Origin of the sequence: Microbacterium sp., from assembly GCF_047971895.1 — a bacterium.
Classification (GTDB): domain Bacteria; phylum Actinomycetota; class Actinomycetes; order Actinomycetales; family Microbacteriaceae; genus Microbacterium.
The window spans coordinates 1-26,346 of record NZ_JBKEAF010000031.1 but is presented as its reverse complement, the minus strand read 5'-3'; the positions used below and the strand labels follow the sequence as shown (position 1 = coordinate 26,346).

At 71.3% G+C, this 26,346-nt stretch carries 26 protein-coding genes; 6 read left to right on the top strand and 20 right to left on the bottom strand.

Annotated features, from left to right (window positions below):
• The 10 genes from ACK5IN_RS03180 to ACK5IN_RS03135 all read right to left on the bottom strand — a co-directional run.
• Positions 1-533 (bottom strand): bifunctional nuclease domain-containing protein (locus ACK5IN_RS03180; RefSeq protein ID WP_416894772.1); only part of this gene is annotated, 533 nt, incomplete at its 3' end.
• A gap of 13 nt (positions 534-546) precedes the next feature.
• Positions 547-1,059 carry a bifunctional nuclease family protein gene (locus tag ACK5IN_RS03175; protein WP_416894771.1) on the bottom strand — a complete coding sequence of 171 codons (513 nt, stop codon included), beginning with the start codon at positions 1,057-1,059 and terminating at the stop codon, positions 547-549.
• A 45-nt stretch (positions 1,060-1,104) separates the two neighbouring features.
• Positions 1,105-1,515 (bottom strand): DUF3054 domain-containing protein, encoded by a 411-nt coding sequence (locus ACK5IN_RS03170; RefSeq protein ID WP_416894770.1) that lies wholly within the window; start codon positions 1,513-1,515, stop codon positions 1,105-1,107.
• Positions 1,512-2,993, bottom strand: a complete 1,482-nt coding sequence (locus ACK5IN_RS03165) for a glyceraldehyde-3-phosphate dehydrogenase (RefSeq protein WP_416894769.1) — start codon at positions 2,991-2,993, stop codon at positions 1,512-1,514. Before ACK5IN_RS03165 ends, ACK5IN_RS03170 begins: the two co-directional genes overlap by 4 nt.
• A 74-nt stretch (positions 2,994-3,067) precedes the next feature.
• A complete protein-coding gene (gene fdhD, locus ACK5IN_RS03160; RefSeq protein WP_416894768.1) occupies positions 3,068-3,925 on the bottom strand; it encodes a formate dehydrogenase accessory sulfurtransferase FdhD in 858 nt (285 codons plus the stop codon).
• A gap of 34 nt (positions 3,926-3,959) precedes the next feature.
• Positions 3,960-5,024: a GTP 3',8-cyclase MoaA gene (moaA, locus tag ACK5IN_RS03155; protein ID WP_416894767.1), complete on the bottom strand. Its 1,065-nt coding sequence runs from the start codon at positions 5,022-5,024 to the stop codon at positions 3,960-3,962.
• A gap of 274 nt (positions 5,025-5,298) precedes the next feature.
• A complete protein-coding gene (locus ACK5IN_RS03150) occupies positions 5,299-6,444 on the bottom strand; it encodes a sulfate/molybdate ABC transporter ATP-binding protein (protein WP_416894766.1) in 1,146 nt (381 codons plus the stop codon).
• Positions 6,420-7,235, bottom strand: coding sequence for an ABC transporter permease (locus tag ACK5IN_RS03145; protein WP_416894765.1), 816 nt, complete (start codon positions 7,233-7,235; stop codon positions 6,420-6,422). The genes ACK5IN_RS03150 and ACK5IN_RS03145 overlap by 25 nt, the downstream gene beginning before the upstream one ends.
• Complete coding sequence (gene modA, locus ACK5IN_RS03140; protein WP_416894764.1) at positions 7,232-8,020, bottom strand: molybdate ABC transporter substrate-binding protein; 789 nt, start codon at positions 8,018-8,020, stop codon at positions 7,232-7,234. Before modA ends, ACK5IN_RS03145 begins: the two co-directional genes overlap by 4 nt.
• Complete coding sequence (locus ACK5IN_RS03135) at positions 8,017-8,418, bottom strand: TOBE domain-containing protein (RefSeq protein ID WP_416894763.1); 402 nt, start codon at positions 8,416-8,418, stop codon at positions 8,017-8,019. The genes modA and ACK5IN_RS03135 overlap by 4 nt, the downstream gene beginning before the upstream one ends.
• 108 nt (positions 8,419-8,526) lie before the next feature.
• On the opposite strand from ACK5IN_RS03135, the gene ACK5IN_RS03130 reads away from it, so the two are divergent.
• Genes ACK5IN_RS03130 through ACK5IN_RS03105 form a run of 6 tightly spaced genes read left to right on the top strand, consistent with a single transcriptional unit; the run spans position 8,527 to position 12,474 of the window.
• Complete coding sequence (locus ACK5IN_RS03130) at positions 8,527-9,630, top strand: ThiF family adenylyltransferase (RefSeq protein ID WP_416894762.1); 1,104 nt, start codon at positions 8,527-8,529, stop codon at positions 9,628-9,630.
• On the top strand, positions 9,627-10,880 hold the full coding sequence (gene glp, locus ACK5IN_RS03125; RefSeq protein WP_416894761.1) for a gephyrin-like molybdotransferase Glp: 1,254 nt from the start codon (positions 9,627-9,629) through the stop codon (positions 10,878-10,880). The genes ACK5IN_RS03130 and glp overlap by 4 nt, the downstream gene beginning before the upstream one ends.
• Entirely contained in the window at positions 10,877-11,362 is a 486-nt protein-coding gene (gene moaC, locus ACK5IN_RS03120) for a cyclic pyranopterin monophosphate synthase MoaC (protein ID WP_416894760.1), read from the top strand. Before glp ends, moaC begins: the two co-directional genes overlap by 4 nt.
• A complete protein-coding gene (mobA, locus tag ACK5IN_RS03115) occupies positions 11,359-11,994 on the top strand; it encodes a molybdenum cofactor guanylyltransferase (RefSeq protein WP_416894759.1) in 636 nt (211 codons plus the stop codon). The genes moaC and mobA overlap by 4 nt, the downstream gene beginning before the upstream one ends.
• Positions 11,987-12,247: a DUF6457 domain-containing protein gene (locus ACK5IN_RS03110; protein ID WP_416894758.1), complete on the top strand. Its 261-nt coding sequence runs from the start codon at positions 11,987-11,989 to the stop codon at positions 12,245-12,247. Before mobA ends, ACK5IN_RS03110 begins: the two co-directional genes overlap by 8 nt.
• On the top strand, positions 12,235-12,474 hold the full coding sequence (locus ACK5IN_RS03105; protein ID WP_416894757.1) for a MoaD/ThiS family protein: 240 nt from the start codon (positions 12,235-12,237) through the stop codon (positions 12,472-12,474). Before ACK5IN_RS03110 ends, ACK5IN_RS03105 begins: the two co-directional genes overlap by 13 nt.
• Before the next feature lie 21 nt (positions 12,475-12,495).
• Here the strand turns inward: ACK5IN_RS03105 and ACK5IN_RS03100 are convergent, their stop codons facing one another.
• From ACK5IN_RS03100 to ACK5IN_RS03055, 10 genes are all read right to left on the bottom strand, one after another.
• Positions 12,496-12,921, bottom strand: a complete 426-nt coding sequence (locus ACK5IN_RS03100; protein WP_416894756.1) for a molybdenum cofactor biosynthesis protein MoaE — start codon at positions 12,919-12,921, stop codon at positions 12,496-12,498.
• The gene (locus ACK5IN_RS03095) at positions 12,918-13,397 is read right to left on the bottom strand and encodes a MogA/MoaB family molybdenum cofactor biosynthesis protein (RefSeq protein WP_416894755.1); all 480 of its coding nucleotides are present in this window, start codon (positions 13,395-13,397) and stop codon (positions 12,918-12,920) included. The genes ACK5IN_RS03100 and ACK5IN_RS03095 overlap by 4 nt, the downstream gene beginning before the upstream one ends.
• 24 nt (positions 13,398-13,421) lie before the next feature.
• Positions 13,422-14,654, bottom strand: a complete 1,233-nt coding sequence (locus tag ACK5IN_RS03090) for an MFS transporter (protein WP_416894754.1) — start codon at positions 14,652-14,654, stop codon at positions 13,422-13,424.
• A 102-nt stretch (positions 14,655-14,756) separates the two neighbouring features.
• Positions 14,757-17,351 carry a multicopper oxidase domain-containing protein gene (locus ACK5IN_RS03085; RefSeq protein WP_416894753.1) on the bottom strand — a complete coding sequence of 865 codons (2,595 nt, stop codon included), beginning with the start codon at positions 17,349-17,351 and terminating at the stop codon, positions 14,757-14,759.
• The gene (locus ACK5IN_RS03080; RefSeq protein ID WP_416894752.1) at positions 17,338-18,339 is read right to left on the bottom strand and encodes a hypothetical protein; all 1,002 of its coding nucleotides are present in this window, start codon (positions 18,337-18,339) and stop codon (positions 17,338-17,340) included. Before ACK5IN_RS03080 ends, ACK5IN_RS03085 begins: the two co-directional genes overlap by 14 nt.
• A gap of 478 nt (positions 18,340-18,817) precedes the next feature.
• Positions 18,818-21,313, bottom strand: coding sequence for an FdhF/YdeP family oxidoreductase (locus ACK5IN_RS03075; RefSeq protein ID WP_416894751.1), 2,496 nt, complete (start codon positions 21,311-21,313; stop codon positions 18,818-18,820).
• Between the two features lie 18 nt (positions 21,314-21,331).
• The gene (locus ACK5IN_RS03070; RefSeq protein WP_416894750.1) at positions 21,332-23,287 is read right to left on the bottom strand and encodes a helicase HerA-like domain-containing protein; all 1,956 of its coding nucleotides are present in this window, start codon (positions 23,285-23,287) and stop codon (positions 21,332-21,334) included.
• A 10-nt stretch (positions 23,288-23,297) separates the two neighbouring features.
• On the bottom strand, positions 23,298-23,918 hold the full coding sequence (locus ACK5IN_RS03065; protein WP_416894749.1) for a phosphatase PAP2 family protein: 621 nt from the start codon (positions 23,916-23,918) through the stop codon (positions 23,298-23,300).
• A gap of 342 nt (positions 23,919-24,260) precedes the next feature.
• On the bottom strand, positions 24,261-25,490 hold the full coding sequence (locus ACK5IN_RS03060) for a multidrug effflux MFS transporter (protein ID WP_416894773.1): 1,230 nt from the start codon (positions 25,488-25,490) through the stop codon (positions 24,261-24,263).
• A 495-nt stretch (positions 25,491-25,985) separates the two neighbouring features.
• Positions 25,986-26,346: PLP-dependent transferase (locus ACK5IN_RS03055; RefSeq protein WP_416894748.1), on the bottom strand; the 361-nt coding region annotated here is incomplete at its 5' end.

The following is a 26,346-nucleotide window of genomic DNA, read 5'->3' as shown; positions in this document are numbered from 1 at the left end:
CGCTTGAACTCGTCCAGTCGCTCCGACACGTCCTCCTCGGGGAGGAAGTCGGGCACACCGGCGTCCATCATCACCTCGTCCGCGACCAGGATCGGCACCGCCGCCCGCGAGGCCAGTGCGGTGGCCTCCGACGGGCGGGCGGCGACGACCTGCGCACCGCCTGAGGTCGAGACCGTCGCCTCAGCGTCGAACGTGCCCTCGGCGATGCGGGCCACACTCACCTGCGCGACCGCGGCTGCATCCATCGACCGGATCGCCGCGTCGCGGTCGACCGCGTACGTGCGCTGCGGGTCGCCGCCGCCGGCACCGGCCGACCAGACGACGACGTCGTTGCCTGCGACGATGTTCGTCAGCTGGTCGGTGTCGAGCTGCGCCACGTCGGCGACCAGCGGCGCGGCGCCCGTCGCGGCGACCTCTGCGTCGTGGGCGGGATTGCGGATGACCGAGGTCACCGTGTCGCCGCGGGCGACCAACTGCGGGGCCAGCAGGAGGGCGACCTTGCCGTGCCCTCCGACGATGAGAATACGTGCCATGCTCGTGCTCCGTTCAGTCGTCGGGGCCCGCAAAGTCCTCGGGCTCGATGTCGTCGAGAAAGCGCTTGAACTCGTCCAGTCGCTCCGACACGTCCTCCTCGGGGAGGAAGTCGGGCACACCGGCGTCCATCATCACCTCGTCCGCGACCAGGATCGGCACCGCCGCCCGCGAGGCCAGTGCGATGGCATCCGACGGGCGGGCGTCGACGACCTGCGCACCGCCCGAGGTCGAGACCGTCGCCTCAGCGTAGAACGTGCCATCGTCGATGCGGGCGATGCCCACCTGCACGAGCTCGGCACCCGCGGTGTCGAGCAGCCGCAGCATGAGATCGTGCGCCAGCGGGCGAGGCACCTCGGCACCCTCGACCGCGACGAGGATCGACGTGGCCTCCATCTGGCCGATCCAGATCGGCAGGATGCGTCCCGAGCCAGGCAGCTCGTCGATGGGCTTGAGCAGCAGCACATGCTGCCCCGAGGCGTCCAACGCCACGCCCGCCACGCGCACCTGAAGCATCCGGCCCTCCACTTCTGCCATCGTAGGCACGGATGCCGCTGCCGCGGGCGGATCGCGTCAGCCGCGGCGCGAGCGGCGCGTGATCACCGCGGCGATCAGTCGCCATCCGACGAGGAAGAGCAGCAGCACGAGTGCGGCGATCACGACGAACGCGACCTGCACGCCCTGACCGCTCAGCGCCCGCAGCAACATGCCGCCGGCGACGGTGATCGCCCACACCGGCACGCCCGTGCGCAGCAGGGCCGTCGGTGCACGCCACGCGAAGGTCACGGCCCAGCCGACGACGAGCGCGAGCAGGAACGTCCACGACGTGTCCCACAGTCCGAACAGGATGTCTTCGCCGTGGCTGGCCCGGCCGATCGCCGCGAACACCACGACGAGCACCGCGTCGAGCAGGAACGACACGATGAGCGGCTTCGCCGGATACGCGGGGGCCTCGTCGACGACGCCCTCGGGACCGGCGGTCATGCCTGCGTCATCTCCTTGACGGTCTCGAGCGTCACGTTCAGACGGGTCGGCAGCACCACGGGGTGGGTGCCGGCCATCCGCTCGATCACTCGCACCACCTGGCAGCTGTAGCCGAACTCGTTGTCGTACCAGACGTAGACCACGACGTTGTCGTCGTCGGCGATCGTGGCCAGCCCGTCGACGATGCCGGCCCGGTGCGAGCCGACGAAGTCGGTGGAGACCACCTCGGGCGACTCGATGTAGTCGACCTGCTGGCGCAGCTTCGAATGCAGCGACACCGCGCGCAGGTAGCCGTTCAACTCGTCGCGCGGTGCCGGCCGGTCGAGCGTGAGGTTGAGGATCGCGAGCGACACGTTCGGCGTGGGCACGCGGATCGCGCTGCCCGTGAGCTTGCCGGCCAGCTTCGGCAGCGCCTTCGCGACGGCCTTCGCGGCACCGGTCTCGGTGATGACCATGTTCAGCGCCGCCGAGCGGCCCCGGCGGCTGCCCTTGTGGAAGTTGTCGATGAGATTCTGGTCGTTGGTGTACGAGTGCACAGTCTCGACGTGCCCACGCTGCACCCCGTACGCCTCGTCGAGGGCGGCCAGCACCGGGGTGATCGCGTTCGTCGTGCACGACGCGGCCGAGAGGATGCGGTCGTCGCCGACCTGATCCTGGTTGATGCCGTAGACGATGTTCTTGATGTCGCCCTTGCCCGGCGCGGTCAGCAGCACGCGCGAGACACCCTTCGCCTGCAGATGCTGGCCGAGCCCTTCGCGGTCGCGCCAGCGGCCGGTGTTGTCGACGACGATGGCGTCGTGGATCCCGTGCGCGGTGTAGTCGACGGTGGCGGGGTCATTCGAGTAGATGACCTGGATCAGCGTGCCGTTGGCGAGGATCGTGTCATTCTCCTTGTCGACCACGATCGTGCCGGCGAACGGGCCGTGCACCGAGTCGCGGCGCAGCAGGCTCGCACGCTTGGTGAGGTCGTCCTCGCTGCCCTTGCGCACGACGATCGCGCGCAGACGCAGGCCCGACTCGCTGCCGGCGTGGCCGATGAGCAGTCGGGCCAGCAGCCGCCCGATGCGGCCGAACCCGTAGAGCACGACGTCCTTGGGCGCCCCGGGGTCCTCGCCGTTCACGAGGATCTCGGCGAGCTCACCGCGCAGGAAGTCGACGAGGTCGGCGTCGCCGCCACGATCGACGTACGCCTGGTGCAGGCGGGCGATGTCGAGCGACGCCGGACCCGGGCGCAGAGCGAGCAGGGCCTCCAGGATCCGCGTGGAGTCGTCGAGCGACAGCTCGTCGGCACCGGCCTGACGCGCGAACTTGTGCGCCTTGAGCAGGTCGACCGACGAGAGCGCGATGAGCCGGCGGCCGTGGATCGAGGTGACCACGCCGTGGTTGCGGTACAGCCCGCCGACGAGCGGGATCATGCGTTCGGCCTGCTCTTCGCGGGCGATCCAGTTGCGGCGGTGGACGTCGACGGGGGTGTTCATAGGTGCGCTCCTGAAGGGACGCGCTGCTGCGCGCTCGAAGACGGGGTTCCCCGCTGATTCTACGGTGGCCGGCCTCACACCGTGACGATACGGTCTGGTCTCGTGTAGATGTTCATCGATCTGCCGCGCAGGAATCCGACGAGGGTGAGACCGGATGCCTCGGCCAGCTCTGCCGCCAGCGACGACGGCGCCGACACGGCGGTGAGGATCGGGATGCCTGCCATCACCGCCTTCTGCACGAGCTCGAAGCTGGCCCGGCCAGACACCTGCAGGACCGTGCCCGACAGAGGCAGCCGGTCGTCCAGCAGAGCCCAGCCGATCACCTTGTCGACGGCGTTGTGGCGGCCCACGTCCTCCCGCAGCACGAGCAACTCGCCGGTGGCAGCGTCGAACAGCGCCGCCGCGTGCAGGCCGCCCGTCTTGTCGAACACTGTCTGCTGCGCGCGCAGCTGCTCGGGAAGACCGGTGAGGATCAGCGCGTCGACGGTCGCGGCGTCGATGGCCACGTCGTATGACGAGACGGTCTCGACGGCGTCGATCGAGGCCTTGCCGCACACCCCGCACGAGCTGGTCGTGTAGAAGTTGCGGTTCGGCGTCGGCACCGGCACTCCCGGTGTCAGGGTGACATCGAGCACGTTGTAGGTGTTCTCGCCGCCGCTCCCGCTCCCTGAGCGTGTCGAAGGGCCTGTCGCAGGGCTGGCGCAGTGGATCGCCGACCGGAACTGGCCGCCGTGCGAGATCACGCCCTCAGACACGAGAAAGCCCGCGGCCAGCTCGACGTCGTGGCCCGGTGTGCGCATGGTCACCGCGAGCGGCACGCCGCCGACACGGATCTCGAGCGGCTCTTCGACGGCGAGGGTGTCGGCGCGGCGGTTCGCGGGAGAGCCCAGCGCGATCTTCACGACGGGACGCCTGGCGGTGATCCTGCCCATGGCGTCATGGTAGCCCCGCATCGCGCCGGTGGGGTTACCCGCCGATCGCGTTCATCCCGCGTGCGGGCTGCAGAAAGGAGGGGTCGTTGATCGCGTGACCGGGAAGTTTGCCGTGCACGCACGAGCGCAGCATCGCCTCGATCGCCTGATCGCCCCCGCCGCTCCTCAGGGCCGGCAGCAGGTCGTACTCCGACGTCGAGAACAGGCAGTTGCGCAGCTGTCCGTCGGCGGTGAGACGCAGTCGGTCGCAGTCGCCGCAGAACGGCGCGGTCACCGAGGCGATGACGCCCACCGTCGCCGGTCCCCCGTCGAGCAGGAACCGCTCCGCCGGCGCTCCGCCGCGCCCGGGCAGCGGGGTCAGGTCCCAGCACCGGGCGAGGACCTCGAGGATCTCGTCGCGCGTGACCATGCTGTCGCGGCTCCAGGTGTGCCCGGCGTCCAGCGGCATCTGCTCGATGAATCGCAGCTCGGCGTCGTGGGCGAGCGCGAAGGCGACGAGATCGACGAGCTCGTCCTCGTTGACCCCGCGCATCGCGACGGTGTTCAGCTTGAGCGGATGCAGGCCCGAGGTGGCCGCGGCCGCGATCCCGTCGAGCACGTCGTCCAGTCGGTCGCGACGAGTCAGCTCGCGGAAGCGGGCCCGATCCAGCGTGTCGATCGAGATGTTCAGTCGCTGCAGCCCCGCGGCAGCGAGCGCCGGCAGGTACTCGCGCAGCCGGATGCCGTTCGTCGTCATCGCCAGCTCGACGGGACCGCCCGGCCCCTCGATCGCGGCCAGGCGCTGCACCACCTCGACGATGTCGGGGCGCAGCAGTGGCTCGCCGCCGGTGAGCCGGAAGGTCGAGATGCCGAGGGTGGCGCCCACGCGCGCGACCTGCTCGATCTCGTCGAGGGTGAGGATGCTCGTGCGTGCCAGCCACTCGTTTCCCTGCTCGGGCATGCAGTACGTGCAGCGCAGCGAGCACCGGTCGGTGAGTGAGATGCGCAGGTCGCGGTGTACGCGCCCGTGCGTGTCGACGAGCGGGCCGGAGGTGGGAACCTCCCTTGGTGCGGCGGCCTGGGCGCGCCGCGTCTCGAGCACGACGGGAACCGCAACCATAGACCGAGGCTACCCCGCATACCGGGATCACGGGTCATCGCGAGAACCGATGTCCCTTCGGGGATTCACCTCGCAAGAACATCGTTTCTTTCCAACCCGTGCAGGAACGACAGAGGTTTACCCTCCCGACGGCGCTCACTGCTCGTGCGTGTATCCGAGAGTGAAGTCATGCACACTTCCGACACTCACGACTCCGACGCCTTCGACTTCCTGCACGTGCCCGTCTGGTACGAGCGTCACCCCTCGCAGGCCGAGGGCGAAGACCACTGACCGGTCAGCGCTGAACGCGCAGCAGCCGCACGTCGGCCGGGTCGACGCGCAGCTGCACCGGGACCCCCGGCACCAGGCCCAGCGCAGCGATCGCGTCCGCGGGCACATCGACCGCGACGGCCGGTTCCGCGGTGTGGACCCGGGCACCCGCGGGCGTCTGCTCGAGACGCACGACCCGCGCGACCCACGCCCCCGTCTCGGGCTCGGCGGCCAGCGCCAGCGCATCGGTCCACGACGCACCGGCTGCCCGCTGCAGCTGCACCGCCGCTGGCCGCACGAGGGCGGCGAGTGCGGCACCGTCGGTCGCCGCGGCCGCCCGCGATACGGAGTCGGCGGCGACCAGCCGCATCCTGCCGTCGCCGCCTGCCGGAGCGAAACCGCCGCCATCCGCCACCCCGACGAGCCGGTTGGTGCCGGCCAGTGCCGCGGCGAAGCGCGTCGCGGGCAGCGACAGCACGTCGGCGACCGGCCCTTGCTGGGTTACCACGCCGTCTTCGACCAGCACGAGCCGCCGGGCCAGCGCGGCGGCATCAATCGCGTCATGGGTGACGATCAGCGCGGTGGACCCCGTCGCATTCAGCTGCTCGTGCAGCAGCGCACGCAGGTCGCCGGCGGTCTCGGGGTCGAGCGCGGTGAACGGCTCGTCGAGCAGCAGCACCTCCGGCTCGACGGCGAGCGCACGGGCCAGAGCGACGCGCTGCTGCTGGCCGCCCGACAGCTCGGCGGGACGGTGGTCGCCCATACCCGGCAGGCCGACCCGCCGCATCCACTCGTCGGCGTCGCGCCGTGCCTCGTCGCGGGCGACGCCGCGGGCACGCGGGCCGAAGGCGACGTTCTCGCGGGCGCTGAGGTGCGGAAACAGTCGCGGCTCCTGCCCGAGCAGCACGATGCCGCGCTCGGCAGGCGGCACGTGCCGGCGGGCGTCGGCGACGACACGGTCGTCGACGCTCACAGCGCCGTCGTCGATGCGGACGAGCCCGGCGATCGCCGCGAGCAGCGTCGACTTGCCCGCTCCGCTCGGCCCCATGATCGCGACGGTCTCGCCGGGTGCGGCATCGACGGCGACATCGAGGCGGAAGTCGCCGCGGCGCCCCACGGCCACGCGGGCCGCCAGCATCCCGCCCGTCACTGCTGCGCTCCCGGGCGCCACGCACGCACGAGCAACAGCACGGCGATCGCGGTCACCAGCAGCAGCAGTGACAGAGCGACGGCCGTGCCCTGGTCGACACCCGAGCCGTTGAACGCGGTGTAGATCGCCAGCGGCATCGTCTGCGTCACCCCGGGCGCGTTGCCCGCGAACAACGCCGTGGCGCCGAACTCGCCGATGGCCCGCGCAAAGCACAGGATCACCCCGGCGATCAGGCCGGGCAGCGCCAGGGGAAGGGTCACCCGGCGCAGGATCGTCCACCGACGCGCCCCGAGGGTGGCCGCGGCACGCTCGTAGCCGGTGCCGGAGGTGCGCATCGACCCCTCGAGGGCGAGCACGAGGAACGGCAGCGCGACGAAGATCTGCGCGAGCACGACGGCGGTCGTGGTGAACGGGATGCGGATGCCCCACCACTGATCGAGCAGCGACCCGACCGGCCCCGTGCGACCGAGCAGGAAGAGCAGCGCCACACCGCCGACCATGGGCGGCATGACCAGGGGGATCGTCACGATCGCTCGCAGCACCGCCGAGATTCGCGGCCCCGACCGGGCGATGACGAGCGCGAGCGGAACCCCCAGCACAACGCAGCACAGCGTGGCGACGAGCCCTGTGCCGAGCGACAGGCCCAAGGCGCTGAGGGCTGTCGGCGAGGTGATGTCGGCCCACAGCGTCGTCCAGTCCACCCGTCCGATGAGCGCCAGCAGCGGCAGCACGAGCAGGGCCAGCCCGAGCACAGCGGGCAGCGCGAGAACGGGCGGCACGAAGCCGACCGCCGCACGCGCATGCGAGGTCACGGCGCGCCGAACCCGTGGGCCTGCAGCACCTCCTGGCCTTGCGATCCGCGCACGTAGGCGACGAAGGCGGCCGCCGCATCCGGGTTGCCCGCGTCGCGCAACGCGGCGATCGGGTACCGGTTGACGACGGCGTCGGCACCATCGGGCACGAAGCTCTCGACGTCCTGGCCGACGACGTCGGTAGCGTACACGAGCCCGGCGTCGGCCTCGCCCGCGGCGACCTTGGTGAGCACCGCAGTGACGTTCTGCTCGTAGCTGGCCGCCGTGACGGCCACACCCTGATCGGTCAGCAGTGTCTGCGAGGCGTCGCCGCAGGGAACCTCCGCCGCACACAGCACGACGGTCAGGCCGGGATCGGCCAGATCGGCGAGGCTGGTCACTGCCCCCGGGTTCCCGGCCGGCACCGCCACAACGAGTGTGTTCGTGGCGAACAGTTCGGCACCGGTGGCCATGCCGGCATCCGTCACCTTGTCCATGTTCGCCTCGTTGGCCGAGGCGAACACATCGGCGGGGGCGCCCTCAATGATCTGCGTGGCCAGGGTGCTCGACCCGTCGTAGACGATCGGCACGACCGTCACGTCGGGGTTTTCGTCGCCAAAGGCGGCGGCGATCTCGTCGAACGAGGCCTTCAGCGACGCGGCGGCGAACACCCGCAGCTCGCCGCTGGCTCCCACCGACACCGGTGGGGTGGTCGCGGCGGGCGACGACGCAGTGGTGCAGCCGGCGAGCGCGAGCACGAGGGATGCCGCCGCGACCGCGGCGGCGACGGATCGGCGGAGCTTCATTCTGCGGCACCCTTCGGCGTCTCGATGATGACGGTGGTCGCTTTGACGACGGCGACCGCGAGCGAGCCCGGCTCGAGGGCGAGCTCGCGTACGGCCTCGGCCGACATGAGCGAGACGACCCGGTGCGGCCCCGCCTGGATGTCGACCTGCGCCATGACACCGTCGACCTGGATGCGGGTGACGAGCCCGACGAACCGGTTGCGTGCGCTCGAGGCGAGGTCGCCCACACCCTCGGGCGCGCGGGCAAGTTCCACGGCGTGCACGGCGAGCGCCGCTCCGTCGATCTGTGCCGGGCTCGTCCCTGTGACCGGCAGCACCCCCTGGTCGACCCAGCGGCGCACCGTGTCGTCGCTGACCCCCAGCAGTCGGGCCGCGTCGGCGATCTTGTATGTCTGCATTCCCCCATCGTATCCGTATTTGCGGATGTTTTATGCCGTTTCTCCCGTGCATGCGCACACAATGGGACCTGCGGTGTCGGACCCGCGGGTCAGAGTTAGCCTGTGACCATGCCACTGCCACCGATCGTCGAGCCCGTCGCCCGCCTCTCGGAGGCCGAGCGCGCCCGCACCACGCGGCACCGCAGTCTGGCCGCGCTCGGCGAGACCGGGCAGCGCCGCCTGCGCGCCGCGCACGTGGCCGTCATGGGCGCCGGCGGACTCGGCTCGCCCGTGATCCTGGCGCTCGCCGCCGCCGGGGTCGGCACGATCACCGTCATCGACGACGATGTCGTCGATGCGAGCAACCTGCAGCGACAGGTCGTGCACCGCCATGCCGACGTCGGCGCGCCGAAGACGGCCAGCGCGGTGCGCGTGGCGTCCGACCTCTCGCCCGAGACCCACGTCGTAGAGGTCCGCGAGCGTTTGCACGCCGGCAATGCCGCCGCTCTGCTCGCCGGCGCCGACCTCGTCGTCGACGGCGCCGACACGATCGACACCCGGCAGGACGTCGCCATCGGATGCGAGCGGCTCGGCATCCCGCTCGTGTGGGGGGCGGTACAGGAGTTCCACGCCCAGGTCACGGTGTTCTGGTCGGCGCCTCCCGACGGTGTCGAGCCGGTGCACCTGACCGATCTGCACCCGCGCGACAGCGCCGGCGAGCCGCCCACGTGCGCCATGGTGGGCGTATTGGGCGCGCTGTGCCTGCAGGTGGGCGGTCTGCTGGCGACCGAGGCGATCAAGCTCATCGCCGGCATCGGCGAGCCGCTGCTGGGGCGCGTGCTGCTCATCGACGCCCTCACGGCGCGGCACCGCGAGGTGCCGCTGCACCGCGCGGTGGCGCCCGACGTGCCCGCCGCAGCACCGGCGCCGGTGCCGTTCGTGTCCGCCGACGCGATCGCCGACGCAGCCGTCGTCATCGACGTGCGCGAGGCGCACGAGGTCGCCGGCGGCATGATCCCCGGTGCCGTGCACCTCCCGCTCGGCGAGCTGCTCGAGCGCGTGGGCGGCGCCGGCCCCGGCGTCGCCGCACCCGCGATCGTCGTCTGCCAGACATCGGTGCGCGCGCGCCGGGCGGTCGAGGCGCTGCAGACGGCGGGCATCGAGGCGTCCGTGCTCGGCGGCGGCATGGCGGCCTGGACCGGTGCCACCGTGACCCCCGCGGTGGTCTCGTGAGCGGCCTGCGCACGGTCGAAGAGCAACGCGCCGAGGTGCTCGCGGCCGTCCGGCCGCTGCCGGGTGAGCGGATACCGGTGGCCGCCGCCACCGGTCGCACCCTGCGCGAGGCACTGCGCACACACGTCGACATCCCCGTGTTCGACAACTCCGCGATGGACGGGTTCGCCGTGCGGTTCGCCGACGTCGTCGCCGCGGCGCCGGACGCGCCGGTGCGCCTGCGCGTGGTCGCCGACCTCCCGGCCGGCACCGCGCTCGATCCGCCCCTGGGGCCGGGCGAGGCGGCCCGCATCATGACCGGCTCCCCCGTGCCCGCCGACGCCGACGCGATCGTGCCCTTCGAAGACACCACCGGCGGGCTCGCCGACTCGCTCGCCGAGATCGCCGTACGGCGCGCACCGGCACGCGTCGGCGCCCACATCCGGCGCCGCGGCGAGGACGCCGTCGTCGGCGACGAGCTGCTGCCCGCCGGCGTCGAGCTCGGGGCGTTCCAGCTCAGCGCTGCGGCGGCCGCCGGCATCCCGGACCTGCTCGTCGGCCGCCGGCCCCGCGTGGCCGTCGTCTCCACCGGCGACGAGCTCGTGGCACCGGGCCTGCCGCTGCGGCGCGGGCAGATCCCCGAGTCGAACAGTGAGCTGCTCGCCGGGCTCGCCACCGCAGCGGGTGCGGAGGTCGCGCGACGGGCGAGCGTGAGCGACGACGAGCGCGGACTGGCCGCTCTCGTCGTCGAGCTGACCGGCGGCGTCGATGCCGTCGTGTTCTCTGGCGGGGTCAGCGCAGGCGCCTACGAGGTCGTGAAGAACACGCTGGCCGGCGCGATGACGTTCTCGAAGATCGCGATGCAGCCCGGCAAGCCGCAGGGGTTCGGCGTCCTTCGACGGGCTCCGGACGCAGAGTCGGGCGCGCTGCTGTTCGGGCTCCCGGGAAACCCCGTCAGTGCCGCGGTGTCGTTCGAGGTGTTCGTGCGCCCCGCGCTGCTCGCCCTGCAGGGGCGCACGGTGCTGGACCGTGCCGTGCTGCGGCTGCCCGCGGCATCCGGCTGGCGCACGCCTCCCGGGCGTCGGCAATACCTGCCCGCGGCGATCGACCGCAGCGACCCCGCCCGGTGGACCCTGCGCCCCGCCACCGCCGGCGGATCGGGATCGCACCTGGTCGGCGGGCTGGCCCGCGCCGAGGCGCTGGCGGTCGTGCCCGCAGACGTCGACGAGGTCGCACCGGGCGACCTCGTCGATGTCATGCTGATCTCATGACGTTCACGCATCTGGACGACGCCGGCCACGCCCGCATGGTCGACGTCACCGCCAAGACCCCCACCCTGCGCGCTGCGACCGCGCGCGGACTCGTGCGCTGCGTACCCGAGGTCGTCTCGGCGCTGCGCGACGGCGCAGTACCGAAGGGCGACGTGCTGGCGGTCGCGCGCATCGCCGGCATCCAGTCCGCCAAGCGCACCCCCGACCTGCTGCCGCTGGCGCACGTCATCGGCGTGCACGGCTGCGTCGTCGACCTGCAGATCGTCGATGACGGCGTCGAGATCGAGGCGACCGTGCGCACCGCCGACCGCACCGGGGTAGAGATGGAGGCGCTCACCGCCGTCTCGGTCGCGGCACTCGCCGTCGTCGACATGGTCAAGGGCCTCGACAAGGCGACGTCGATCGAGCACGTGCGCCTCACCGCGAAGGAGGGCGGGCGCTCCGGCACCTGGGTCCGCCCCGACGAGGGCCACGCTCGTTGAACCCGCTGTCGGTCGTCGAGCGAAACGCCGGGGGCGTCGAGACGACACGCGGCATCGGCGCGATCCTCCTCGCCGGCGGCCGCGCGACACGAGTGGGCGGCGCCGCCAAGCCGCTGTTCGAGGTCGGCGGGCGCACCCTGATGCGTACGGCCGTCGACGCGGTGCGCGATGCCGGTGCCCGCCCGATCACGGTCGTCGGACCCGTGCTCGACCCCGGCCTGCCCGTCGACTGGGTGCGTGAGGATCCGCCGTTCGGCGGCCCAGCGGCCGGGATCGTCGCCGCGCTGGAGTCGTGGCGCGACGACCCGGCATGGACGTTCCTACTCGCGTGCGATCTGGCCCGCGCCGACCTCGCCGTCGCCCGGCTCGTCGCCGACCTGACGCTGGTTCCCGCCGGCACCGACGGCGTGTGCCTGGCCGATGCGTCCAGCCGCCCGCAGTGGCTCACCGGTGCGTACCGCACCGCGGCGTTGCGGGACGCGGCATCCACTCTCCCCTCGCACGGGCGCAATCTTCCCGTGCGCGCCCTGCTCGACGACCTCGCGATCGCCGTCGTCACCGCACCGGATGCGACCGATGACGTGGATACATGGGAGGATCTGAAGCGAGCGAAGGAGCGATTCGATGGCTGAGCACCTGCCCCCCGAGGCCCTCGACGAATGGGCCGATGCGTTGCGCGAACGGTTCGACCTGGGCCCCGACGACGTGCCGATCTCGCTGATCCTGGACCTCGCGCGCGATGTCTCCGTCGGAGTCGCGCGGCCGGCCGCACCGTTCAGCGCCTACGTCGCGGGACTGGTCGCCGGACGCGCCGGCGGGTCGCCCGAGGAGGTGCGCTCGGCGGTGCAGGCGATCACCGAGCTGGCGGCCGGATGGCGCTCGTGAAGGTCCGGTACTTCGCGGCGGCCGAAGAGGCGGCGGGGCTGGCCGAGGAGCCCCGCGGCGAGCCGACGCTGGGCGCACTGCGCGAGGCGCTGGTCGCCCAGTACCCCGGGCTCGTCGGCGTGCTCCCCCGCTGTGCGGTGCTCGTCGACGGTGCGCGCGTGGGCGATGACACGGTGCTCACCGAGGAGGCGACCGTCGACGTGCTGCCGCCCTTCGCGGGGGGCTGATCCGCGCACACAGGGCGACGCTCAGCCGCCGAGACCCTTCCAGGCCGTCGTGCCGTCGTCCTCGACCTGACGCTTCCACACCGGCAGCCCGCGCTTGATCGACTCGATGAGCGCCCGGCACACCTCGAACGCCTCACCGCGGTGCGCGGCGGCGACGCACACGATCACCGCGGCGTCGCCGACGGCGAGGCGGCCGACACGGTGGCTCACGGCGACGATCGCACCGGTGTCGCCGACGGCATCGACGGCGAGTCGGCGCAGCGTCGCCTCGGCATCGGGGTGCGAGCTGTACTCGAGCGCGACGACGGTGCCCACGGCATCCGGATCGTGGTCGCGCACCCGCCCCACGAACGTGCACTCCGCGCCCACCGCGCCGTCGTCGACCAGCGCGAGGTGCGCGGCGAGGTCGAGGGGATCGGTGCTGATCGCCGCGCGCCGCACGGTCACGGGTGGTCACCTCCGCTGAGCTGATCGATGACGTGGCGGGCGACCGATACGATCACGGGCATCCCGGATGCCACAGCCTTCGGCGCCCCCGGCAGGTTCACGATGAGCGCGCCGCCGGCGACCCCGGCCAGACCGCGCGACAGCATGCCCGCGGGCTTCTCGGCGGCGCTGCGGCGGCGCAGCTCCTCGGCGATGCCGGGCACCTGGCGCTCGATCACCTGTGCGGTGCCCTCGGGTGTGCGATCGTTCGGACCGACACCCGTGCCGCCGGTGGTCACGATCAGCCGGGCGCCCTCGGCGAGCGCGCCGCGCAACGCGGATACCACCGACTCGGCTCCGTCCGGCACGACGATCGCGTCGTCGCAGGCGAACCCCGCATCGCGCAGCGCCGCCACCGCGATCGGACCGCCTTCGTCGACCCGCTCGCCCGCCGCCGAGCGGTCCGAGACGGTCACCACCGCGACCCTGATCGACATGCACCCAGTCTACGGAGGGGCGGGCTACTTCTTCGGTCGGGCATCGCGCAGCATGCCGGCCACGACGAGGGCGACCGAGCCGACGAGCACGAGCAGCCACAATCCCAGCGCGTAGGAACCGCTGTCGGCGTGATAGGTGGCTCCCATGACGAGCGGCGGGAAGTATCCGCCGAGGCCACCGGCGGCGGCGACGACACCGGTCACCGCGCCGACCTTGTCCGGCGGCGTCGAGGGGCCGATCCAGGCGAACACGGCGCCCATGCCGAGCCCCATCGCTGCGGCCATGAGCAGGAACACCACCCCCGTGAGCACGCCTTCGGGCGGCTGCTGGCCGACCCCGTACGCGGTGACGACGATGCCCGCGAGCGAGACGAGCGAGACGGCCTTGGGTCCGAGCCGATCGGCCAGCACGCCGCCGATCGGTCGGGCGATGACGGCGGCGGCGGCGAACAGCGCGGTGCGGGTGCCGGCGCCCACGGGGTCGACGTCGTCGGAGTAGATCGTCAGCAGGTACTTGGGCAGATAGGTCGAGAACGCCACGAACCCGCCGAACACGATGGCGTAGAGGAACGACATCTCCCACGTGATGAGCAGCTTCAGCGCACCCGTGACCTTGGGGACGAGCCGCTCGCGGCTCGACCGCCAGACCGGCGACTCGCGCATACCGAACCACACGACGACCGCACACACCACCATGGCCCCGACGATGACGAGGTGCGTCGGGAAGTAGCCGATCCACTCGGCCAGGCGCGGGGTGAAGAAGGCCGACACGGCGGTGCCGATCATGCCCATGCCGAAGATGCCGGTCGCAAGACCCCGCTGCCGCGCCGGGAACCATGCGCTCGAGAACGGGATGCCGACCGCGAAGATGGTTCCGGGGATGCCGAGCACGAAGCCGCCGAGCAGAAGCAGTGGGTAGCTGCCGATGAGCCCGGCGACGGCGACGAGCAGCACGGCCGGCACACCCAGCAGCAGGATGGCCGCGAACATCTTCCTCCCGCCGAACCGGTCGGTCATCGCTCCGGCGACGATGCGTCCGAGCGCCCCGACGAGCACCGGCATGGCGAGCATGATCGAGATCCGTCCCTGGTCGAGACCCATCTCCTCGGCGTAGATGTTCTGCAGCGGCGCGATCGCCATCCAGGCCCAGAAGCCCACGGTCGAGGCGATGGTGGCGATGATGACCTGGCCGAGTCCGCCGCGCAGGTCAGGGCTCTCCGACCGGGACGTCTCGGTGACGGGGGTACTCGTGGGCACGTAGTCTCCTTTTCGTTGGGGGCTCCCGCCGTGCGCTTCCGCTATCGGCGCACGCGGCGCGGCGTCACCCCTTGCATCTGGTATGTCATGCGATCGCGTGCGTCAGCCGATGTGGAAGACTCCCCGCGCTCCCCGTTCTGCGTCGCTCATGATGTGGGTCACGAACGGGTAGTCGCCCGCCTCGGGAAACACGAGTTCGACGAATCCGCCCTGTGCGGGTTGCAGCGCAATCGCTTGCGAACCGCCCGGCTCGTCGGCCCGCAGCTGGTAGGCACCCTCATGGTACACGGTGTCGAACTGGCCGCCGATGACATGGAACGACGAGGCGACGTTGGGTCCGGCATCCAGCACCCACACCCGCACGCGTTCGCCGGTGGATGCCTCGAGCGGCCGGTGCACGTACTGATCGGCGTAGCCGTTGAAGGCCACGAGATCGGGCGCGATGGCGGCGAGCGCATCGGCATCCGCCGTCCCGTCCTGCGGCCCGAGGTACAGCTCGCCCTGCACGAGCAGATACTCGCGGTCGACGGGCTCGAGATCCGGCGGGTCGATGATGACCGCGCCGTACATGCCGTTGGCGATATGCATCGACATCGGCACGGTCGAGCAGTGATACATCCAGATGCCCGCCTGCGTCGCGGTGAACGTGTAGGTCAGCGTCTCGCCTGGCCGGATCGTGCGCATGGGCTGGTTCGGGGCGAGCGAGCCGGCGTGAAAGTCGATCGAGTGCCCGATCGTGCCGTCGTTGACGAGCGTGATCTCGAACGTGTCGCCGACCTTTCCGCGCAGGGTCGGCCCGGGCGCGGTGCCGCCGAAGGTCCAGCGCTCCTGCCGGATGCCGGGAGCCACCTCCTGCACCACCTCTTCGGCGTCCAGGGTCACTCGGTGCACGGTCTCGTCCGGAGCCGGAGCGAGCGCGGCCGGCCAGGCCTCGAACGCGTCGTCGGGCGCCGTGCCACCCAGGTCGATGTCCTCGGCGGCGCTCGGGCCGTCGGTCGCGGCACCGTGCTCTTGTGCGGTGCCCTCCGGCGCCCCGACGGCGACGACGGTCAGCTCCATGCCCATCTGCCGGTGCCCCGCGATCGAGCACCAGCCGGCCATGTCGGCGCCGATGACGCCGACATCGACGGTCTCCGAGGCGCCGGGCGCCAGGCGGGCAGTGCGCACGCCGTTGCCGAAGGTGAGGTCGTGCACGTCGGTTCCGGTGTTCTCGAACGTGACCTCGAGAGTGTTGCCGACCGGCACCTCGATGACGTCGGGCGTGAAGCGCATGCCCTGCACCTGCACGGTGACCGATGTGGTCTCGCCCGTGGCGACAATGCCGTCGGTCGACCCGGCGACACCGATGCCGGCCGCGGCAGGGTCGGCGGCCACGCCGCCGGCGACGCACAGGGCGAGCACGGCGAAGCCGGCGACGAGACCGCCGGCCCCGCGGGGTCGCGTCGGCGCGGCTGCCGTCGGCATCCCGATCCCCACCCGTCCGCTGCGATCCGGGTGGGCGCCCTCGCCGCGCCGCACCCGACGCCCGACCACGAGCGCACGGATCATGAGCACCAGGAAGGCGACGACGACGCCCGCCGCAACGAACGACAGCAGCACGCGCACCAGACTCGGCATCGGCAGCAGGTACAGCACGATCGCCCCGTTGAACGCGACGACGCGGAACGCCCAGCCCCGGTCGAGCACCTCCGCCCCGACCTTCGCGCCGGCGGGGCTGCCCATCGCGACGACCGGCAGCAGGTAGCTGAGCGCCCCGCTGACCAGCTGCACGGCGAACCCGGCCACGAGCGGGCCCAGTACGACAAGGTACAGGTCGCGCAGTGCAGCCCAGTCGGGCGTGATCGCCGCCTGCACGGCGAGCGTCGCCGCGGCGCCGACGACCCACGCGAACGCGCAGGCCAGGCTCCACCCGGCGAACGTGCCCGGCGGCATGGCCCGCGCTTCACGCCATCCTTCGCGAGCGATCAGCAGTGCGCCGGCGACCCAGACGGCCATGCCCACGGCGACGAGCGCCTGCAGGTCGGCGAGGGGCCCGATGGCGGCCAGCACGAGCCCGCCGAGCAGGACCCACAGCGCGAGCCGCGCGGCGGCATCGGCGGAGTCGGGAATACGTGCGTGCAGCACCGTGGGCCACAGCAGCACGAGGGTGCCGAGGGCGGTCAGACCGATCCAGCCGTACGCGTTCAGCACCAGGTGCGCGGTGACGAGCCGTCCGGTGAGCGTCGGGTCGCCCGCCATCACCGCGCCGATCGCGATGCCGGCGAGGAAGACGACGGCGGCGGCGATGTAGTAGCGCACGAGCTGCCCGAAGCGCGAGGGCAGGGCGCTGCGCGATTGGATGCCGAGCAGCACCGCGTGCGCGACGATCGCCGCACCCACGACGATGGCGCCGGCCACGACGAGCGGGAAGGCGGCCGTCAGCACGCCGGCGACGACGAGCAGTGCGCCGATCGTGTGCGCGCCCAGGCGGATGCCCAGCCCCGCGCGCCCGCCGGGCGCCGTGCAGCGCAGCAGCGTATCGGCGAAGTGCTGCGACCAGATGAGGATGGCGGCGGTCGCCGCACCCAGCAGCGGCAGGTGCACCATGAGCCACAGCGGCTGGTCGATGGAGCGGTGCACGCCGACGGCGACGATCGCGAGCACGATCCACCCCAGCACCACCGCGTTGGTGATCAGGTACCAGTCACGCCTCGACACGGTTCTTCCTCGCTCTCTGCGGATCCCGCAGCGCCACCGTGATCGCGGTGACACCGAACAACACCATCGCTGCGGCGGCTCCGATGCCGCCGACCTGCAGGCCGATCAGGATCCCCCACGCGTCGCCGACGACAACGCGCACGAGCAGCGATGCCTGCAGCAGCGCGACCGGCACGTACAGCGCCGGGTGGTACGGGATGCGGACCCGCAGCACCGCGGGCAGGATGATCGGCGCGTGAGCCATGATCATCGTGATCACGAAGCCCAGGAAGATCGCGTGCGTCGTCGCGTCGTACAGTGCCCCCTCGGTGCGGGCGCCGCCCAGCAGCCACCCGAGACCGGCGACCACGAGCCACGCGTACCCGGTGAGCAGGCACACCGCGACGTACTTCGGCAGCCCCGGCTGGCGGAGCGTCGCGCGCGCGACGTCGTACCGCACGAGCCATGCGACGATCGCGACCAGGGCGGTCCCGGCGAAGGGCACGGCCACCGCCGGCATGGTGAGGGAGAGCAGAGTGGATGCGGCGAGCCCCACGCCCAGCCACAACAGCTGGTTCTCGGCCCGGCGCCCCGGGTTCGAGATGCGGGCGAGCTCCAGACGCTCGCCCGCGATGGTGAGTACGAGAAATGCCGCCAGCTGAGGCACGAGCCACGCCGGCGGCACGTCGCCGCACCAGGCGAGGGCGGCCGTGACAGCGAGCACGGCGCCCACGCCCTGCACGGCGGTCGCGGTCATGGGCTGGCGCCGCCAGATCGCGGCGTACTGCGCGCAGTGCATGATCGCGCCGACGGCGATGATCGCCTGTCCGACGAGGAGCGGCAGGGGCACCAGCAGCGCGATGGCGCCGATCGCGAACAGGGCCGGCGCGGCATACGCCCATGCGGTGCGCAGGGCGACGGCACGCTCGAGGCTGATGAGCGTGCCGACGAATCCGAACACGAGCAGGGGCGCGTGCAGGTCGGGCAGTCGCTCGGTGGGCAGCGGCATGGGCACGCCTATGAGCAGAAGTCCGGCGTTCAATCCCAGAAGGAGCAGCACGGCCGCGGGGGCCGCGAAGACAAGGCGGAGCCCCGGGCCGCTCCGCGGCGAGTGGTCCACGGTTCCACCCTACGCGGTGCCCGGCCTGAGCCGGTGGACGGCTCCCTCTCAGCGGTGCACCCAGGAGTACGAATACCGAACCACTGCTGCGGGGCGAGGGCGACGAGCCGGTCGACGACCTCAGTGCGATCCGGATGCTGCTGACCGCGGGTTCTGTGCGCCGAAGAACCTGACCACGGGCACCATACGGCTGCGCTACCGGCGACGGGGCGACGCACGGTTGCACTGCGCTCACCGACCGGGTTCGAGACGAGACCCGACATCCCGCCGGTGCTGCTCGGCATGCACACCCGCAACCGGCTCAATCCGCCGTCCTACGGCGACGACCCGCCGTTCTGATCAGCGCCTTGCCCACGAGGCGAGTTGCTCAACGCCGTTCGAGCCGCACGATGATCGACTTCGAGGTCGGCGTGCCCGAGACATCCGCCGTCGAATCCAGGGGCACGAGCACGTTCGTCTCCGGGTAGTACGCCGCGGCGTTGCCGCGCGGGGTGTCGTACGCGACAATGCGGAACTCTTCGGCCCGCCGCTCCTCGATACCTGTCTCGCTCCCCGAGCCTGTCCCGCTCCCCGAGCCTGTCCCGCTCCCCGAGCCTGTCGAGGGGTACCACTCCGAGACGATGTCGACGATCTCGCCGTCGACGAAGCCCAGCTCGGCGATGTCCTTCGGGTTGACCATCACGACCCGCCGGCCGCCGGTGATGCCGCGATAGCGGTCATCCTTGCCGTAGATCGTGGTGTTGTACTGATCGTGCGAGCGCAGCGTCTGGAGGAGCAGACGCCCGTGCGGGATGAAGGGATACTCGAGCGGGTTGACCGTGAACATCGCCTTGCCCGTCGCCGTGGCGAACATGCGTCCGTCGCGCGGCCCGTTGGGCAGGTGCAGTGTGCGCCCCTTGTCGACCTTCTGCTCGTAGGCGGCGAACCCGGGCACGACGTTCGCGATGTGCTGGCGGATCAGCGCGTAGTCCCCCTCGAGCTCTGCCCAATCCGCCTGCGGCACATTCCCCACCTGCTCCTCGAAAACAGGAGCTCCTGCGGAGGCAGGATGATCCGGGCCGGTTTCCTCCTGCGCAGGCGAAAACTCCTGTTCTGGCACAGCCTCCGACACACCTTCTGACACAACCTCTGGCGCAGGGCCGAACAGCAGTGCGCACAGCCGCGCGATGATCGCCACCTCACTGAGCATGTCGTCCGCCGGCGGCGCGAGGCGCCCACGCGAGGCGTGCACGGCTCCCATCGAGTCCTCGACGGTCACCTTCTGCTCGGCCACCGCCCCGTCGCGGCCGGCCCGCCGATCGCGGTCGGTGCGGCCGAGTGTCGGGATGATCAGAGCGCGCTTCCCCGTCACGACGTGCGAGCGGTTGAGCTTGGTCGACACGTGCACGGTGAGGTCGAGGTTGTGCATCCCCTGCTCTACGACGGCGGTGTCGGGCGTGGCCGACACGAAATTGCCGCCCATGCTCATGAAGAACCTTGCCCTGCCGTCGCGCATCGCGCGGATCGCCTCGACGGTGTCGTGCCCGTGCGGGCGCGGCGCAGAGAACGAGAACTCCTCGTCGAGCGCGGCGAGAAACGCCTCGGACGGCTTCTCGTAAATGCCCATCGTGCGGTCACCCTGCACATTCGAGTGCCCGCGCACGGGGCACACCCCGGCACCGGGCCGGCCGATGTTGCCCTGCAGCAGCAGCACGTTGACGATGTCGCGCAGCATCGGCACCGAATGCTTGTGCTGGGTGAGGCCCATCGCCCAGCACACGATGGTCGACGGTGCGGTGCGCACCTTCTCGGCCACGCTCCGCAGTGCGCTCTCGGGGATGCCAGTGGCCGCCACCAGCTCGCGCCAGGACACCTCGGCCATCGCCTGCCGGTACTCCTCGAAGCCGCTCGTATGATCCGCGATGAACGCCGTGTCGAGCACTCCCCCGTGCTCGGCGTCGTACTCGAGCAGGTGCTTGCCGATCGCTTGGAACAGCGCTTGGTCTCCCCCGAGCCGGATCTGCACGAACTCGTCGGCCATCTTCGTGCCACCGAGGATCACGCCCTTGACCGTCTGCGGGTTCTCGAACCGCACGAGTCCGGCCTCGGGCAGCGGGTTGACGGCGACGATCTCTGCGCCGTTGCGCTTGGCCTTCTCGAGCGCGCTCAGCATGCGGGGGTGGTTGGTGCCCGGGTTCTGCCCGGCGATGATGATGAGGTCGGCGTTGTACACGTCGTCGAGCGAGACCGTGCCCTTGCCGATGCCGAGCGTCTCGGTCAGCGCCGAGCCGGACGACTCGTGGCACATGTTCGAGCAGTCCGGCAGGTTGTTCGTGCCGAAGCCGCGCACGAGCAGCTGGTACAGGAACGCCGCCTCGTTCGACGCGCGGCCCGAGGTGTAGAAGATCGCCTCGTCCGGGTCGTCGAGCCCGCGCAGTTCGTTGGCGATCAGCTGTAGGGCGTCGTCCCACGAGATGGGACGGTAGTGGGTCGCATCCTCGTCCAAGACCATGGGATGCGTCAGTCGCCCCTGCTGGCCGAGCCACCAGTCATCGCGCTTGGCGAGCTCGTCCAGCGAGTGCTGTGCAAAGAACTCGGGGCCGACGCGTCGCAGCGTCGCCTCCTCGGCGACGGCCTTCGCGCCGTTCTCGCAGAATTCGGCGATGTGCCGCTTGTCGTCTTCGGGCCACGCGCACCCGGGGCAGTCGAAGCCGTCCTTCTGGTTGACCCGCAACAGGGTCTCGACGCTGCGGGTAACGCCCATCTGCTCGTACGAGATCTGCAGCGCATGCAGCACCGCGGGCACGCCGACGGCCACCTTCTTGCGCGCTGAGACCTTGACCTTCGTCTCATCGATGTCGTCGCGGGGTGCCTTCGTCGCCATGTCTCGATAATAGGTCCGTCAGCGCCGACCGGTCCCGAACAGCCCCCGGATCACCCCGTTGATCAGCGTCTGCGTCGCGCGCGAGCCGAGCAGATCGCCGAGTGAGGCATCCGCCTTCCGCGACGTGCGCGAGGTTCCCGCGGTCTTCTTGATGAGTCGGTCGTATTCGGCCTGGGCCTTCTTCTCGGCGGCGGCCTGCGCCTTGTCGATGGCCGCCTGCTGCGTGGCGAGCTCGGCATCCACCTTCGCCTTCTCCAACGCCGCCTGCTCGGCCCTGGCCGCCTCGTCGGCCGCGTTCATCTTCGCCGCGAGGATCTCGCGGGCCGACTCGCGGTCGATGGCCGTGCCGTAGGTGGCCAGCAGCGGGGATGCCTTGATGACGCGCTCGATGTCGGGGTCGGCCGCGGGTGACATGAGGCCCTGCGGGGCGCGCAGCCGCGTCCAGGCCACGGGCGTCGGGGCGCCCTTCTCGCTCATGACGGTGACGATCGCCTCGCCCGTCCCGAGCTCCTGCAGCACGCGCTCGAGGTCGTACCCCGATCGCGGGTAGGTGCCGACGGTGGCCTTCAGCGCCTTCGCGTCGTCGGGGGTGAACGCCCGCAGCGCGTGCTGCACGCGCGAGCCCAGCTGCCCGAGCACCTCGGAGGGCACGTCCTTCGGCGTCTGCGTCACGAAGAAGACGCCCACGCCCTTTGATCGGATCAGCCGCACGGTCTGCACGATCGCCGCCTCGAAGTCCTTGGATGCGTCCTTGAACAGCAGGTGCGCCTCGTCGAAGAAGAACACGAGCTTCGGCTTGTCGAGGTCTCCCGCTTCGGGCAGGATCTCGAACAGCTCGGCCAGCAGGTACATGAGGAACGTCGAGAACAGTGCGGGTTTGTCGATGATGCCCGGCACCTCGAGCAGCGAGATGATGCCGCGCCCGTCGGGGGCGGTGCGCAGGAAGTCGGTGACGTCGAACTCGGGCTCGCCGAAGAACACGTCGGCCCCGTCGTCGGCGAACGTGATCAGCTCGCGCAGGATGACTCCAGCGGTCGCCGACGACAGCCCGCCGATGCCCTTCAGCTCGGCCTTGCCCTCGTCGCTGGTCAGATACGTGAGCACGGCCCGCAGGTCGGACAGGTCGACCAGGGCCAGCCCATTCGCGTCAGCATAGTGGAACACCAGCCCGAGGCTGGACTCCTGCGTCTGGTTCAGCCCGAGCACCTTGCTCAGCAGCAGCGGACCAAAGCCGCTGACGGTGGCCCGCACGGGAACGCCCTTGCCGATACCGCCCAGCGCGAAGAACTCGGTGACGGATGCCCCCGGCACCCAGTCCTGCCCGATCGCCTGCGTGCGCGCCAGCAGCTTGTCGCTGGGCTCGCCGGGTGTGGCGACCCCCGACAGGTCGCCCTTGATGTCGGCCGCGAACACCGGCACACCCTTGGCGGCCAGCTGCTCAGCCAGCCCCTGCAGGGTGCGGGTCTTGCCCGTGCCGGTGGCGCCGGCGACGAGACCGTGACGGTTCATCATGCCGAGCGGGATGCGGATCTGCGCGGATGCCACCGGCTCGGTGTTCACGAGCGCCCCCAGGTCGAGCGTGGCCGCCTCGAAGGCATAGCCCTTCGTGATGGCAGCGACCTCCTCAGCATCCAATGGCCCCTCACCCCCAGCTGCCTCACTCCCAACTGCCTCACCCCCAGCCGTCTCACCCGAATCAGGCGTTCTGGCGGAGACAGGAGGATCCGCGGGCGAACCGTCCTGAGCTGGCAAGAACTCCTGATCTGGCGAAGGCGAAGTGGAGGCAGCGGCCGGCGCTGTGGAGGCAACGGCCGGTGCTGTGGATGCCACGGCGGGGGTGGCGGCGGCCGGGGGTTCGGCAGTGGTAGCGGCCTCGGCAGCCGCCAGGGCCGCCTTGGCCTGGGCGAGCTTCAGTGCCGCCTCGGCTACCTCCGCCTCGGCGCGCAGGCGGGCGAGTTCGGCTTCGGTGCTCATGGCGCACAGCCTAGCGAGCGTCCGCCTCCCGGGTGAGCGGTCGCGCGAACGCGGCGGCCGCGATGAGCGCCGCGGCGGCCCCGATGAGCGCGCCGCCGAGCGTGTCGCTCAGCCAGTGCGCACCGACGTACGTGCGCGAGAACGCCATCAGCAGCACCCAGGCGGCGGCCGCGAGCGCGGTCCACACCCGGGGGAAGACCACGAGCAGCGCGACGGCGATCGTCGCCGCGTTGGCCACGTGCCCCGACGGGAACGACCCGTAATCCGACACGACGAGGATGTCCTCGGGCCGCGCCCGGCCGACGAGGTGCTTGAGCACCTGCACGAGCCCCGCGCTGGCGGCCTCAGCGACGACGAAGTACAGCGCCGCCCACGGACGACGCACGAGCACCAGCACAAGCCCGACCCCCAGCGGCACGACGAGGATCGCCACCCAGCCGCCGCCGATCAGGTCCATCGCGAACGCGATCCACAGCAGCACCGGGCCGCGCACCGAGACGAGGAACTCCTGCCACGCCCGATCAATGCCGAGGGGGCCGTTGTCGAGGCCCAGCAGGATGCCGACCCCCACGAGCACGGCCGCGGCGAGCAGTGCGACGCCGACCCACAGGCCCACTTGTGCGCGCAGCATCCGCCCATCTTGTCAAAGACCGCGCGCCCGCACCCGCCATGATGGGGCCTGCAACCGTCACCGATGTCGTGCGTGCCTGCACCGCACCCTCACCCGTGCCTTCCACGCCGCTGGCTCACGCGTGCGGCCACCCCCGTCGAGCGGGTGCTCGAACGCCTCACGGGAGGAACCGTGCAGCTGAGCGCCCTGCTCGTGCTGCACACCACCGGCGCGAAGTCCCGTCAGCCGCGCGATGTCCGCTCATGTGCACGCCCAACGGGCAGGGCCGCGCGGCACCGACTTCGCCGGGTCGCGGCATCCGGGCGCACGGTCCGGCTCTTCTGGCTGCAGCCGGTGCGCACATCAGGGTGACAGCATCTCGACGCTGCGTGGGCGCACCACCAGCCACAGCGCGAGGATGCCGATCACCGCGCAGCCGACCATGACCGATGCCATGGTCGTCGCCGTGATGCCGGCGCCCTGCGCGATCCAGCCGACCACGGGTGAGACGAGGCCGGCGACGCCGAAGTTGATCGCGCCGAGAACGGATGCCGCGGTGCCCGCCGCCTTGCCGTGCCGGTCGAGCGCGAGCACCTGCACGCACGGGAAGGTGAACCCGCACGCGGTCATGAACACGAACAGCGGGATCACCGTACCCCACAGGCCCCCGCCCAGCTGATCGGCGGCAACGATCGCGATCGCCGATGCGGCGAGCACCGCCGTCGACACGGCCAGCACCCACTGCGGCCCGAACCGCGCAGCCAGGCGCGCCGCGGTCTGCACACCGAGCACGACGCCGAGCGAGTTCACCGCGAAGAGCACGCCGTACTGCTGCGGATCGAATCCGTAGCCGTCCTGAAAGAGGAACGGCGAGGCCGACAGGTACGAGAACAGCCCGCTGAACGTCATTCCGCCGATCACGAGCACGCCGAGGAACACCCGGTCGGAGAACACGCTGCGGTACCGCTGCCACACGGTCGTCGCTCCCCGGTCGTGGCGGCGGGCCGGCGGGAGGGTCTCGGGGATGAAGATGATCGCCGAGACGAGCATGACCGCTCCGTAGGCGGCAAGCACGATGAAGATGCCGCGCCACGGCATCACGAGCAGCAGCGCAGAACCCAGCAGCGGCGCCAGCACCGGGGCGACACCCGACACGAGCGCCAGCCGCGACAGCATGACCACCAGCCGCCGGCCGCCGAACAGGTCGCGCACGACCGCAGCGGCCACGACACCGCCCGCGGCGGCCCCGGCGCCCATCAGCACCCGGGTGACCGACAGCAGTTCGAGGGTGGGCGCGAAGGCAGCAGCGGTACTGGCAAGCACGTGCAGGGCGGTGACGACGAGCAGTGGGATGCGGCGGCCCACCTTGTCGCTCAGCGGCCCGACGATCAACTGGCCGAGTGCGAACCCGATCATCGTTCCGGTGAGGGTCAGCTGGATCGCCGCGGCCGTCGTGTGGAAGTCTGCCTCGAGCACGGGGAACGCCGGCAGGTAGAGGTCGATCGTGAACGGGCCGAGCGCCGTGAGCGCCCCGAGCAGGATGATGTACAGCACCCGGCGGCCGGTGGAGATGGCGTCGCCGGGGTGCAGCATCACCGGTGCGGTGGCCGGGTCGGGTCCGAGCGTGCGGATCGCGCCGGTGGCAGAGCCGGGCACGGGGTGAGACGGGGAGGGTGTCACGAAGTCCTTCGGGAGCGGGCGGCCTGCCCGCGCGGACGAAAGCCGCGACGATGCGAGAGAAGGTGCTAGTCTAGCGCCCGCAGTGCGCCGCCCAGCACTAACAGCGTGCGCACAGCCACGATCATTGCGCGCGAACCGCGGGGGCGGGCCGGTACGGTCTGGTCGTGGCATCCGTCCCCGCACCGGAGTTCCCGCACCGGAGTTCGACCGGTACCTCGCCGAACTCGAGCCGTGGACCGGGTGCGGTGTGTGGCAGGGCACCTGCAGTCTCGTCCCGTCGACACCGCCCTCACGCTGCTGCACCGAGCACGCGGCGACGAGGAGGCGGCCGCCCGGAACGCGCGGATCGCACGCGAGGTCGCCGCAGCGCTCGGTGCACCGTTCGTCGCCGAGCTCGACTGGCACGTCTCAACGTGTGATGCGCCCGAGCGCCTCTTCCAGGTCGGCGATGAGGTCGCCGGCCGACTCGATGCCGACCGACAGTCGCACGATGTTCTCGGGCACCGCCAGCGCCGTGCCACGCACCGAGGCATGGGTCATCTCGGGCGGGTAGCCGCAGAGCGACGCCACACCGCCGCGGGACTCGGCGAGCTGGAACAGGCGCGTCGACTCCGCATAGGCGCGCGCCGCCGCGGCACCGTCGGCGAGCGCCAGACTCACCATGCCGCCGACCGACGACATCTGGGCGGCCGCGATGTCATGGCCGGGGTGGGACGCGAGCCCCGGGTAGTACACGGTCTCGAACTCGGGGCGGGTACCGGCCCATTCG